Source organism: Exiguobacterium sp. s166, assembly GCF_018618855.1.
In the GTDB taxonomy this organism is placed as follows: domain Bacteria; phylum Bacillota; class Bacilli; order Exiguobacteriales; family Exiguobacteriaceae; genus Exiguobacterium_A.
Genome location: NZ_JACSMU010000008.1, coordinates 1 through 11,865, shown reverse-complemented (window position 1 = coordinate 11,865; position 11,865 = coordinate 1). Strand labels below are relative to the sequence as shown.

Annotated in this window: 16 protein-coding genes, 3 tRNA genes and 1 rRNA gene; 5 read left to right on the top strand and 15 right to left on the bottom strand. The window is 47.8% G+C overall.

The window, feature by feature from the left end; translation table 11 throughout:
* Positions 1-192: 192 nt before the first annotated feature.
* From KNP93_RS13925 to KNP93_RS13910, 4 genes are all read right to left on the bottom strand, one after another.
* A tRNA-Ala gene (locus KNP93_RS13925) sits at positions 193-265 on the bottom strand.
* Between the two features lie 107 nt (positions 266-372).
* Entirely contained in the window at positions 373-1,152 is a 780-nt protein-coding gene (gene tatC, locus KNP93_RS13920; RefSeq protein WP_131502471.1) for a twin-arginine translocase subunit TatC, read from the bottom strand.
* Between the two features lie 7 nt (positions 1,153-1,159).
* Positions 1,160-1,363 (bottom strand): twin-arginine translocase TatA/TatE family subunit, encoded by a 204-nt coding sequence (locus KNP93_RS13915; RefSeq protein ID WP_026827260.1) that lies wholly within the window; start codon positions 1,361-1,363, stop codon positions 1,160-1,162.
* Positions 1,363-2,022, bottom strand: a complete 660-nt coding sequence (locus tag KNP93_RS13910; RefSeq protein WP_012371649.1) for a redox-sensing transcriptional repressor Rex — start codon at positions 2,020-2,022, stop codon at positions 1,363-1,365. The genes KNP93_RS13915 and KNP93_RS13910 overlap by 1 nt, the downstream gene beginning before the upstream one ends.
* Positions 2,023-2,178: 156 nt before the next feature.
* Here KNP93_RS13910 and KNP93_RS13905 point away from each other — a divergent pair, with 156 nt between their 5' ends.
* On the top strand, positions 2,179-4,080 hold the full coding sequence (locus KNP93_RS13905) for an ABC-F family ATP-binding cassette domain-containing protein (protein WP_214855810.1): 1,902 nt from the start codon (positions 2,179-2,181) through the stop codon (positions 4,078-4,080).
* On the top strand, positions 4,080-4,472 hold the full coding sequence (locus KNP93_RS13900) for a hypothetical protein (protein ID WP_131971989.1): 393 nt from the start codon (positions 4,080-4,082) through the stop codon (positions 4,470-4,472). The genes KNP93_RS13905 and KNP93_RS13900 overlap by 1 nt, the downstream gene beginning before the upstream one ends.
* A 69-nt stretch (positions 4,473-4,541) precedes the next feature.
* On the opposite strand, the gene KNP93_RS13895 is transcribed toward KNP93_RS13900, so the two are convergent.
* Both KNP93_RS13895 and KNP93_RS13890 read right to left on the bottom strand, forming a co-directional pair.
* Positions 4,542-5,135 carry a flavin reductase family protein gene (locus tag KNP93_RS13895; protein ID WP_131971986.1) on the bottom strand — a complete coding sequence of 198 codons (594 nt, stop codon included), beginning with the start codon at positions 5,133-5,135 and terminating at the stop codon, positions 4,542-4,544.
* A gap of 21 nt (positions 5,136-5,156) precedes the next feature.
* Positions 5,157-5,555 carry a DoxX family protein gene (locus KNP93_RS13890; RefSeq protein WP_131971983.1) on the bottom strand — a complete coding sequence of 133 codons (399 nt, stop codon included), beginning with the start codon at positions 5,553-5,555 and terminating at the stop codon, positions 5,157-5,159.
* 183 nt (positions 5,556-5,738) lie between these two features.
* On the opposite strand from KNP93_RS13890, the gene KNP93_RS13885 reads away from it, so the two are divergent.
* Together KNP93_RS13885 and KNP93_RS13880 are read left to right on the top strand one after the other, a co-directional pair.
* Entirely contained in the window at positions 5,739-6,059 is a 321-nt protein-coding gene (locus tag KNP93_RS13885) for a winged helix-turn-helix transcriptional regulator (RefSeq protein ID WP_012371654.1), read from the top strand.
* Between the two features lie 105 nt (positions 6,060-6,164).
* On the top strand, positions 6,165-6,620 hold the full coding sequence (locus KNP93_RS13880; protein WP_371819933.1) for a flavodoxin: 456 nt from the start codon (positions 6,165-6,167) through the stop codon (positions 6,618-6,620).
* Between the two features lie 18 nt (positions 6,621-6,638).
* On the opposite strand, the gene KNP93_RS13875 is transcribed toward KNP93_RS13880, so the two are convergent.
* Positions 6,639-7,292 carry a TVP38/TMEM64 family protein gene (locus KNP93_RS13875; protein ID WP_131502476.1) on the bottom strand — a complete coding sequence of 218 codons (654 nt, stop codon included), beginning with the start codon at positions 7,290-7,292 and terminating at the stop codon, positions 6,639-6,641.
* A gap of 161 nt (positions 7,293-7,453) precedes the next feature.
* Here KNP93_RS13875 and KNP93_RS13870 point away from each other — a divergent pair, with 161 nt between their 5' ends.
* Entirely contained in the window at positions 7,454-8,119 is a 666-nt protein-coding gene (locus KNP93_RS13870) for a haloacid dehalogenase type II (protein WP_131502477.1), read from the top strand.
* A 44-nt stretch (positions 8,120-8,163) separates the two neighbouring features.
* Here KNP93_RS13870 and KNP93_RS13865 read toward each other — a convergent pair whose 3' ends face one another.
* The 8 genes from KNP93_RS13865 to rrf all read right to left on the bottom strand — a co-directional run.
* On the bottom strand, positions 8,164-8,733 hold the full coding sequence (locus tag KNP93_RS13865; protein ID WP_131971974.1) for a hypothetical protein: 570 nt from the start codon (positions 8,731-8,733) through the stop codon (positions 8,164-8,166).
* A 30-nt stretch (positions 8,734-8,763) separates the two neighbouring features.
* On the bottom strand, positions 8,764-9,771 hold the full coding sequence (gene tsaD / locus KNP93_RS13860) for a tRNA (adenosine(37)-N6)-threonylcarbamoyltransferase complex transferase subunit TsaD (protein ID WP_131971971.1): 1,008 nt from the start codon (positions 9,769-9,771) through the stop codon (positions 8,764-8,766).
* Positions 9,771-10,226: a ribosomal protein S18-alanine N-acetyltransferase gene (gene rimI, locus KNP93_RS13855; RefSeq protein ID WP_131502480.1), complete on the bottom strand. Its 456-nt coding sequence runs from the start codon at positions 10,224-10,226 to the stop codon at positions 9,771-9,773. The genes tsaD and rimI overlap by 1 nt, the downstream gene beginning before the upstream one ends.
* A complete protein-coding gene (tsaB, locus tag KNP93_RS13850) occupies positions 10,219-10,872 on the bottom strand; it encodes a tRNA (adenosine(37)-N6)-threonylcarbamoyltransferase complex dimerization subunit type 1 TsaB (RefSeq protein ID WP_131971968.1) in 654 nt (217 codons plus the stop codon). The genes rimI and tsaB overlap by 8 nt, the downstream gene beginning before the upstream one ends.
* Positions 10,869-11,315, bottom strand: coding sequence for a tRNA (adenosine(37)-N6)-threonylcarbamoyltransferase complex ATPase subunit type 1 TsaE (tsaE, locus tag KNP93_RS13845; protein WP_131971964.1), 447 nt, complete (start codon positions 11,313-11,315; stop codon positions 10,869-10,871). The genes tsaB and tsaE overlap by 4 nt, the downstream gene beginning before the upstream one ends.
* Before the next feature lie 107 nt (positions 11,316-11,422).
* Positions 11,423-11,499: transfer RNA gene (locus tag KNP93_RS13840), tRNA-Met, on the bottom strand.
* 33 nt (positions 11,500-11,532) lie between these two features.
* Positions 11,533-11,609 (bottom strand) — tRNA-Met (locus KNP93_RS13835).
* A gap of 167 nt (positions 11,610-11,776) precedes the next feature.
* Positions 11,777-11,865 (bottom strand): 5S ribosomal RNA (gene rrf / locus KNP93_RS13830); the annotation flags it as partial.

Sequence of the window (11,865 nt, the reverse complement as noted above, 5' to 3'; positions counted from 1 at the left end):
AATTCTGTATTTTTAGTTTAATTAACTTTCGCTTAATATACAATTTAAATTTGGTGCTTTTTAAAAATATTTGTTTGTTTATTACATCACAAAATGAATAAATCCTTATATTCCCTTATCTATTTCTTACAGGTGAATAAAAAAGGACAAAAAAAACCTTGGTTTCCCAAGGTTTCGGCAGGTAAAGCAATATGGAGACTATCGGGCTCGAACCGACGACCTTTTGGCTGCCAGCCAAACGCTCTCCCAGCTGAGCTAAGCCCCCGTGTGTTTCTATAATGAGTATACCCATTGCTGTTCATTTTTTCAATATAAAATTAGACCGCTTACAAAAAAATCTCCCTCACCTTACCGGCAAAGGAGAATCTTCCGTTATTTGTTCAATTCACGCATCATATCTGCCTGTCGTTCGAGTTCAGCCTGTTGCTCCAGGATCAGCACTTTTTTATACGTCCGTGCCGAGATGATGATACTGATTTCATAGAGGATGAACAAAGGAACAGAAATCATCAAATGCGACGTAATGTCGGGCGGTGAGATCAACGCCGCGATCACGAACAACGCAAAATACGCATACTTCCGATTCTTCCGCATGAAGAACGGCGTTACGAGTCCGAGCCGTGTCAAAAACATCGTCACGACTGGTAACTGGAACAACAGACCAAACGGAATCGTCAACCGGATCAGGAAACTGAAATAGTTCTCGACACCGATGACCTGTTCAATCCCAAGCTCTTGTCCGAGTTCCGTTGATACTTCAAGTAAAAACGGCAACAGCCAAAAATAAGAAAAGGAAACGCCCGCGAGGAATAAGAAAAACGTCACGGGAATGTACGTCAACGTCGCTTTTTGTTCTTGATCGTGCAGACCGGGACGGATGAACGCCCAAAGCTGATACATCCAAAACGGGGACGCCAAGACGATTGCGATGATGAACGCAAGATTCAGATATAACATCAATGGATCAACGACGTTAAACGCATTTAAACCGATTCCGAGTTCCTTTAAGTCGGCCTGTAAGAAACGGACGAGCGGCCGGACGAGCGGAAAGGCTGCGATAAACATGACTACCACGATGATGAGCGACCAGATGATCCGCTTACGCAGTTCATCTAAGTGCGATGTCACACTCTGTTCTTGATCGATCGCCATGATTCACTCACTTCTCTTTCATTTCGTCCTTTTTATCCTTATCATCTTCCATGATGCCGTGTGTCGCACTCTTGAACTCTTTTAACGTTTGACCGGCCGCGCGGCCGAGTTCCGGTAATTTCTTCGGTCCGAAGATAATGAGGGCGACGACACCGATCAAGGCGATGCTTGCCGGTCCAATACCAAGTGTTAACGGGATTAAGTTTTCCATTATGATTTCACTCCTTCAGCTGATTGCGAATAATGCTTCATGAAATAGACGAGCGACTGCAGCTCGATTGACAGATCGATGTGATGCACCCGGACGTGGGCCGGGACATTCAACCGGGCCGGTGTAAAGTTCAGAATGCCGGTCACACCGTACTCAACTAACTCATCCGCTACTGACTGCGCGAACTGCGACGGTACCGTCAAGATGGCGACATCGACATGGTTCGCTTTGATTTGTTCTTTCATATCCGAGACGTGATAAATCGGAACGTCCTGCGTCGTTGTTCCGACCTTGTCTTCATCGGCGTCAAACGCGATGACGATACGAGTACTATTATTCTTTAAAAAGTTATAATTTGCAAACGCTGTTCCGAGATGTCCGACCCCGATTAAGGCGACATTCGTGACCTCGTCTTGGTTGAGTGTCTTTCGGAAAAATGTTAACAAATGTTGAACGTTATAACCGTACCCTTTTTTCCCTAACGCCCCAAAGTAGGAAAAGTCACGACGGATCGTCGCAGAGTCGACTTTGACCGCTTCGCTGAGCTCTGCTGACGAGACGCGCAGCTTGCCGGAGTTATAGAGACTTTGGATAAAACGATAATATAACGGCAGTCGTTTCGCCGTTGCTTGTGGTATTTTTGTGTCTGGCCCATTCATACTGCAGTTCCCCCTTCGGCCACGTTCTGACGTGGCACCCAAATCAATGCAAAGAATTCTACTCTCCTTGATTGTAAACCACTTCACATAGAGTAACAAATATTATATTCGGCAGGATTTTTCGTGATAGACTAAAGGGTGGAAGGATGGATGGATATGATTCTCTTACAAGTAAACCAACTCTCAAAATCATTCGGCGTAGAGCCGATTTTAGACAATATTAAACTCGAAGTACAGGAACGGGACCGGATTGCCCTCGTCGGACGAAACGGTGCCGGAAAATCGACACTTTTAAAAATCATCGCCGGGGAGCTGTCACATGACTCGGGGGAGATCATGAAAAGCAAGGAAGTCCGGATTGGTTATCTCGCGCAGGACAGCGGACTCGAGTCGAACGAATCGATTTGGAACGAGATGCTGACCGTCTTTGAGCATCTGCAGGATCAGGAACGGGCGCTTCGTCGGATGGAAATCGAAATGGGCATGGAGCACATTTTAAATGATCCGACTGCCTATGACCGTCTCCTGAAAACGTACGATCAAGCGCAACACGACTTCTCGGAAGCCGGCGGCTATCAGTTCGAAGCCAACATCCGCTCTGTCTTACACGGGATGCGTTTTTATCCGGACGATTATTCCCGCCGGATTCAGACGCTTTCCGGTGGACAGCGGACCCGGATTGCCCTGGCGAAGATGTTACTCCAGGCACCGGAACTGTTGATTCTCGATGAGCCGACCAATCACCTCGACATCGATACGTTGTCCTGGCTCGAAAGCTACCTGTCCGGTTACCGTGGTGCTGTCCTGATCGTTTCCCATGACCGCTATTTCCTCGATCAAGTCGTCAACGTCGTCTATGAATTGTCCCGGAACGTGTCGCGGAAATTCACAGGCAACTATACGAAGTATCTCGAACAAAAAGCGGCACTGTACGAACAGGAAATGAAACAGTTCGAACAGCAGCAGGAAGACATCGCGAAGATGCAGGACTTCATCCAGCGTAACATCGCCCGTGCGACGACGACGAAACGGGCGCAAAGTGTCCGCAAGCGTCTCGAAAAAGTCGACCGGATCGACCGTCCGGACGGTGACGAACGCAGTACGGTTCTGTCATTCCCGATTGAAAAGCAGAGCGGCAATGATGTGCTGCAGGTCAATCAACTCGCTGTCGGCTACGAAGAAGCCGTCTCGAAAAACATTACGTTCCGGCTGCAACGTGCGGAATCACTGGCGCTTGTCGGACCAAACGGAATCGGCAAGTCGACGTTACTGAAAGTGCTTGTCGGCCGTCTGAAACCGCTGTTCGGTGACTATCGTTTCGGTACTGGCGTCTCGATTGGCTACTACGATCAGGAGCAGGCGGAACTGAACGACCGCAATCGGGTCATTGATGAAATTTGGAACGAATGGCCGTTGATGCGCGAACAGGAAGTCCGGTCCGTTCTCGGGCAGTTCCTGTTCAGCGGCGATGATGTCTTCAAGCTCGTCCATGAATTGTCGGGCGGTGAACGCGGACGTCTGGCGCTCGCGAAGCTGAAGTTACGGAAAACGAATCTGCTTGTGCTGGATGAGCCGACGAACCACCTGGATCTTGATTCGAAAATGGTCCTCGAAAATGCACTTGTCGATTACGAAGGCACGTTACTGTTCGTCTCCCACGACCGTTACTTCATCGACCGCGTCGCGACACGTGTCATCGAGATGAGTACAGACGGCGTGACCGATTACCTCGGTGACTACTCGTATTATATGGAGAAAAAAGCCGAGAAGGAAGAAATCGCCCGCCTCGAAGCAGAAGAAGCGAAAGCGATCAAAGTCGCTTCGACGAAGACGATTGATAAAGAGGCGCAAAAAGAAGCGCGCAAAAAGAAACAACAGCTGGAGAAGCTCGAACAAGAAATTGAACGGTTGGAGAACCGGTCGGTCGAAATCGAACAGTTGTTGTGCGAACCGGAAGTCTTTAATGATATTCCGAAAGCGACCGCCCTTTCGGCAGAACGCGATCAGATTGATGTCGACTTGCTTGATTTGATGGAACAGTGGGAGTCGTTCCACTGATGCGCTCGAAAAGTTATCTGATCAATCTGATCCAAGGACTATTGTCCGGTGTCCTCTACTTCGTTCCGATGTATGCGGACTACGTCTCGGCTTTCATTCGTCCGGATGCGTTTAATGCCGTTTATCCGTTGTTTATCCTGATTTCCTGTATGATCGGTCTTGTCATTCAGACATGGAGCGGACTGTTCATCAGTTTATTATCCGGTCTGATCTGCACGTTGCTGACGATTCAGTCGTTCGTCGAACTGAATGATCCGATGATCATCATGTATTACGGTGCCGTCTCCCCATTAGCGGCCTTTTTAATCAGCTGTGTCGGGATTTGGGCGCTCGCCGTCCTGTTTTATCTACTCGACGGTTTCCAGTACAGTAAACGCCATAACATGGAGTAAGCAACAAAAAATAGACGAGGGAAGCAGACATCGAATCTGCTTCCCTCGTCTATTTGGCATGACTTTATCTTATTTCGTTGGACGGGTAATTGTGAAGATATCACCGATTTTCGCATAATCATTGCCGGCAAGACGGGCAATTGCTTTTAAACCGTCGGCATCAATCCGGAACGACTCCTCGAGTTCATCCGCGACATGATACCGGATGACTTCGCCGATTAATAAGTCAGCTGTTTCCAGTTCAATGTGTTGTGACAGTTTCAGCTCAAACCGGATTTTCGCTTCCGCGACCGCCGGGACATCAATCAAATCGCTGTCGATCAGCGTAAGATTCGTCCGGTTCAATTCACTTTCCCCGTAAGCAAGAGGTGCTGCCGTTTCATTGACGGCTTCGACAATCTCTTCACTGACGATATGGATAACGAACTCTTTATTCAACAAAATATTTTTAGCGGTGTCTTTTTCGCCCTGATCCGTCTTTTGGACGGCAATCAACAGTTGCGGCGGATGGCTCGAAGCGACGGTGAAGAAGGAAAACGGGGCGGCATTGACCGTTCCGTCCGCTCCTTTCGTCGTGACAAAGGCAATCGGTCTCGGGATGATACTCCCGATCAACAATTTATAGTTTTCTTTTGGACTGAGTGACTGTGCATCAAACTTCATCTTTTTACCCGCTTTCTCTGATCACCCGAGCATGGCTGCGAGTGAATAGTCTCCGGCACCAATCAAGGCGACGCCAAGGGCGATGACGATCAGTGCCATGTTATATTCGTACCCGTTCTGTGTCACCCAGTAACCATTTTGCCCGTGCACCTTGATGATTGCAACGAGCATCGACCCGATAATCAGTGCTGCCGCGAACCATAAGAACAATCCACCGGCAAATAGTAAACCACCAATCAGTTCTGCCAGTCCTGCCGTAAGCGCAAGCATTTTACCCGGTTTCATCCCGATCGATTCGAACCAGCCGCCCGTCCCTGCAATCCCGTGCCCGCCGAACCAGCCAAACAATTTTTGTGTCCCGTGTGCTGCAAATGTTAATCCAATCACCAATCGAATAAGAAATAATCCTAAATCCATCATCTTGATCAAAACTCCTTTTACTTAATGTTTTTTAATTACTTTTAGTAACCTAAATACGACTATAAACTAACACTTACTAAAAGTAAACAGATTTGTTTTTGTTTATTTTATTACTTTAAGTAAAATAATTCGTAATTTTGAATCAGAGTGGGTATACTAAGACTATAGAAAGGATGAGTGCTGATGGAAGAAACATTGATTCCGACTGCCCTTTGTCCGAAAGTCGAACATGCCTTTGAAATTTTGGGCAAGAAGTGGACGGGCTTGATTTTACGTCATCTCATGACGAAGACCTGTCGTTTCAACGAAATTCAAGATGCGATTCCAGAGTTATCTGGTCGTATGCTGACGGAGCGCATGAAGGAACTTGAGGCGGAAGGTATTGTCATCCGGACCGTCATTCCGGAACGTCCGATTAAAATTCAATACAGTTTGACTGACAAAGGTCGTCAGCTTGAACCTGTCATTCGTTCAATCGAAGAATGGGCCGAGCTCCAAGACTGACATGAAAAGTCTCTCCATTTGGGAGAGGCTTTTATTTCCGTTTGTATTGAGAACGATTATCAATTAAACTAAAGATGTTCATGTTTTGGAGAAAGGATGATTCAGATGAACATCATGATTGGTTTTGTCAGCATGTCCGGCAATACAGAAGATATCGTGCACCTTTTGCGGGCGGAACTCGAACGCAAGGGCTGTACGGTTCATATACAAGAGCTTGATCAGTTATATCCATCTGACTTCTCTCAGTATGATGCCGTGCTACTCGGCTCGTATACATGGGGAGACGGTGATTTGCCATACGAAGCTGAAGATTTCGTCGACGAGTTGGGGGAAAGTACGTTAAACGGCTTAGCCGCTGCTGCCTTTGGCTCCGGCGACTTGGATTATCCTAAATACTGTGCAGCCGTCGATACATTGGAACAGACGCTTGCATCTGCCGGCGCGACGATCGTCGTCCCTGGGCTGAAGATTGAGTTTGATCCCGATACACCCGAGAAACAAGCCGCCTGTCGTACGTTCGCGAATGAATTTTTTGTCCGGGCACAACGGCTTCACGCTTAACCGGAAAGAACCTCGACTTCAGCCAAGGTTCTTTTTTGTTTTCCAGCGTTTTTGGAGATACCAAGGAACAATCGTCAACACAAGAAAGACGACAATCGCACCGATGATGAGTTGCGGATCCTTCGAGACGATGCTGCTGCCTAAAAAGTTATAGGCAAATGTCCCGGGGATGATTCCGAGCAACGTCGCGAGGAAAAAGGACAGCAACCGGACTTTCGATAGTCCGGCGGCATAGCTGATCAAATCGAAGTTGAAGATTGGCAACAGACGGAAGATCAACACATAGATGAATCCGTTCTTTTCGAGCTGTTGCTGAATCTGTTCGATTTTTCCCGCCTGTTCCTTTTTCTTAATCAGTCTGTTTCCAAGCTTTTGCGCGACTAAAAAAGCAACGATAGCACCGAGAGTCGCTCCGATGACCGTGTACAGCGTCCCGAGCCAGGCACCAAACGCAAGACCACCTGTGATTGACAGGACGGATGCCGGGAAGAAAATCAGCGGACGAATCGTATAAAGTAAAATATACAGAATCGGCGCCCACATCCCGAACGATAAAATCCAGCCCTTAATATCTGTCGGACTGAGCTTGAGATAGGAACGGCTGAACCAGATCAGACCGCCCACGATGAGGATAAGGAACAAAATCCGGAATATTTGCTGCTGACGTGTCAAAAAAACATCTCCTGTCTTTTCCAAATAACTTTTGTCTTCTCTATTCCGTTCCCGAATCCTACTCGAGTTACGCTTTTAGCGGCTTTTGGAATATGCGTTTCAGCTGAGACTGTTTTCGGGAACTAGATACAGATAACGTGTAACTCAGAAAGGTGATTAACATGACACAACCGATTAAAGCACTGGTCTTCGATGTCTACGGTACATTGTTTGATGTCCACTCCGTCAAAGTCAAAGCAGAGGAACTCTACCCGGAGCACGGCGAAGCCATCAGCCAGGCCTGGCGTCAAAAACAGCTGGAATATTCCTTCTTACGTCAGTTGAACGGCCAGTACGTCCCGTTCAGCCAAGTGACGCGCGATGCACTCCGTTATGCCTTACTGCAACTGAAGCTACACGTCACGGAAGAAAACATTGCCGCCTTGATGGAAGTCTATTTAAAGCTCGATCATTATCCGGAAGTCGATTCCGTCTTAGAGCAGATGAGTGATAAACAACTGGCTGTCTTCTCAAACGGTTCCCACGATATGCTTGATCCATTGATTGAACAGTCTGGTCTCTCCGGACGGTTTAATCACATCATCAGTGTGGATGACATTAAACAGTATAAGCCGACACCGGCTTCTTACATGCATGCGCTCAATACGTTAGGTCTCAAACGGGAAGAAATCCTGTTCATGTCGTCGAACGGCTGGGACATTACCGGCGCTAAAAGTTTTGGTTTTCGGACAGCCTGGATCAACCGGTCGGGTCTGCCCGTCGAAGAATTGAATCTTGATCCGGACAGTATTTATGATGATCTAACCGGCTTGCTGGAATGGAAATGAAAAAAGCGATGTTTACCTAGACCCAGGTGAACATCGCTTTTCATTTAATAATTAGACAGACGTGAGTAGCCTTTTTTGAAGAGATCAAGCTTCAGTCCACCGTCTTTTTCGATAAAGAACAGGTATTCTTTTTGGTCGGTATCTTTATAGAACACTTTATACAACGTCAACGTCCGTTTTTTATTGTTTTCATTGGCAACGACCTGGTGTTTTGAGATGACTTCCGCCTGAACCTGCTGTCCATCGAGACGATCAATCATCGGTTGGAATGATTTTTTCTCCTGTCCGGTTGCCGGTTTTCCCGGTGCAATCATAAAGAAGTCATCACTCGCTTTGTTCGTCAAACCATACTTCCGGTCGACAATCACAACATTCTTCAGCTCGCCATCGACGGTTTGATCAAAGGCGTACAGTTTTTCAATCCGTGTCTTTTCACCTTCCGCACGACCGATTTCATACAACGGCTTTTGCTTCGTATTCGTCTCGACCGCCTTTTTATCAGGGACAAGCTCTTCTTTATAGGCGATTTGATAAGCATTGACGATTTCACGAATCTGTAAGCCGATTGCGACAATGACAAGTACACCTAATAACACGATGATGACTTTTTTCATTCCATTTTTCCCCCATGTCTTTCGAATTCCTTACTTTAAATCTAGCCCAGGTTCGGCATTCATGGCAAGTGTCGATTGGCGGCCTGCCCGGTAAGGGTGAATCGCTGCCGCTCCAATCATCGCGGCATTGTCACCGCATAAATGCATCGGCGGAATGACCAGCTCGATGCCTTCACGTGAACAGGCTTCCGTCAATCCTGCCCGCAGTCCGCGGTTGGCGGCGACGCCACCCGCAACAAGCAACTGTTTGCCGCCCTTTTCCTTAACGGCACGGATTGCTTTCGTAACAAGCACTTCGACGACGCTCGCCTGAAAACTGGCAGCCAAGTCTTCCGGAATGATTACTTCGCCGCGTTGTTCGGCGTTATGAACCGCATTGATGACAGAAGATTTGAGTCCGCTGAAGCTGAAGTCATACGACTCTTTCTCGAGCCAAATCCGCGGGAAATGGAATGTGTCCTGACCGGTTTGCGCCAGTTGATCAATCCGGGGACCGCCGGGATAAGGAAGTTTTAACGTCCGTGCTACTTTATCATAGGCTTCTCCCGCCGCATCATCCCGGGTTTCACCGATGACTTCATACACGCCGTCTTCCGGCATGTAAATCAATTCTGTATGTCCGCCGGATGCAATCAAGCAGACGAGAGGAAAGTGGAGCTCTTGTTCCAAACGGTTGGCATAGATGTGACCGGCGATGTGATGGACACCGAGAAGCGGCTTACTGTGTGCGAATGCCAACGCTTTTGCTGCACTGACACCGACGAGTAATGCACCGACAAGACCGGGTCCTTCCGTAACGGCAATCGCATCGATGTCATCCATCGTGACACCGGCTTCCGTTAACGCATCGTCAATGACATACGTGATGCGTTCCACATGATGACGGGATGCGACTTCCGGGACAACTCCTCCAAAACGTTTATGGCTTTCAATTTGGGAAGATACGACATTCGATAAGACGTCTGTTCCTCCGCGGACGACAGCCGCAGCTGTCTCATCACAACTTGATTCAATGGCTAATATCAACGGCTGTGTCATCACTCGTCTCCTTCCAGCTCCAGCCAATAGATGGCTGCATCTTCATTATTATCTTGATAATACCGTTTTCTCGTTCCGGCATATAAAAAGCCCAGTTTCTCATACAGTGTCCGTGCCGGTGTATTCGATACACGTACTTCAAGCGTCATCGCCCGTAATCCTAATTGTCTGGCTTGTTCAATTAACGCAACCAGCAATGTCTCACCGATTCCACGACCACGTGCCTTTTGTTTAACGGCGACGTTCGTGATATGGCCTTCATCAGCAATGTGCCATAGCCCTGCGAATCCAATGATTTCATCCGTCTCTGCGACCAGGTAATACGCATTCGGATTTTGTGTCATCTCCGCAATGAATGATTCCAGTGTCCACGGTGTCGCAAAAGATTCGAGTTCCACGGCATGCACACCAGGTGCATCCATAACCGTCATTTTTCGAACGGAGACATTAGTCATGACGTTGTGCCTCAATCCATTTTGCTTCTGCTTCCGTGAGACGTAAGTAACGCGGCTCAAACGAATGGACTTCAACCGGTTCACGGGTAGCACCAAGCAACGCAAGGACACCCGCCCGCGGTGAACGGAAGGCCGGGCTCACGATCGTAAACGGTTCAAGTTCCGTTACGAACTTGTCTGTATCACCTGTCATCTTCGTATCTTCCGGCAGCGTTTTGACGAATTCAGCAACAACCGTATGCTGTTCTTCGCCTATCAATTGCCCCTCTTCATAGAAACCGACGAATCCGGTTCCACGGCGGGCATCCTGAATCGCTACGATCCGTCCGGTTAACCCTGCTGAAGCTGCCATTAACTCAAGTGTCGAGACCGGCACTAAATCGATTCCTAGCGTATAAGCCAGTGTCTTAGCTGTCGTTGCCCCGATCCGGAGACCGGTATAAGAGCCGGGACCGTCGGCGATGACGATACGAGTTAAATCCTGCGGCGACCAGTTGACTTCCTGCATCATCCGTTCGAGCAGCGGCATCAGTTTTGTCGCATGGTTCAAAGACGTCACATAAGAGGCTTCTGCCAAAATCTGTTGTCCGTCCGACAACGCAACAGACAGTTGTTTCGTCGATGTATCAATCGCTACGATTTTCATTGGTTTAACTCCTCACATAATTGGATGTACTGCTCACCGATCGGCTCCAAACGAAAACGGCGTGAATCATCACCTGTCCGTTCGATCGTAATCACAAGACGTTCTGGCGGAAGGACGTCGGCAATCAATTCCGACCATTCGACGACCGCGACACCATCTCCATTTAAATACTCTTCAAGACCAATATCATCGCCGCCTTCGAGACGATAGACATCCATATGATAGAGCGGTAGTCGTCCGGCATAAACTTTCATGATTGTAAACGTGGGACTGTTGACGTTGCGTGTTACCCCAAGTCCTTTCGCGAACCCTTGTGTAAACGTCGTCTTTCCTGCTCCCAAGTCACCATCCAGTGTCACGACCATTCCTTTAAAGGCACGGTGGCCCAGTTCAACGGCAAGCGTCGTCGTTTGTTCAAGACTCGTCATTTCAAGTTCCATCATCGATGTCCCTCCTCCTTTTCTCTTACTCCATTGTACCGAACAAAAAAGGCAAAAAAAAATACGAAACGCTGAACGTTTCGTAGTAAAGTTGAAGTTAAGTTTAAAATTGGTTGCGGGGGCCGGATTTGAACCGACGACCTTTGGGTTATGAGCCCAACGAGCTACCAGACTGCTCCACCCCGCGACGATAAACGTTTCGGATTTGAATTATAAAAATTGGTTGCGGGGGCCGGATTTGAACCGACGACCTTTGGGTTATGAGCCCAACGAGCTACCAGACTGCTCCACCCCGCGATGATATAACGTTTCGACAGATATTAATATAACATGTACTTTTAAAAAAGACAAGCTTTATTTCATTTTCTTGTTGTTTTTCTTAAAAGAACTTATACTGACATCATTTTTCTAACTGTTTTTTTAAAGAAAAACCGACCTGCAAAATGCAGATCGGTCCTTTATTGGCCTGGCAACGTCCTATCCTCACAGGGGGAAGCCCCCAACTACTTTCGGCGTTCAAGTGCTTAACTTCCGTGTTCGGCATGGGAACGGG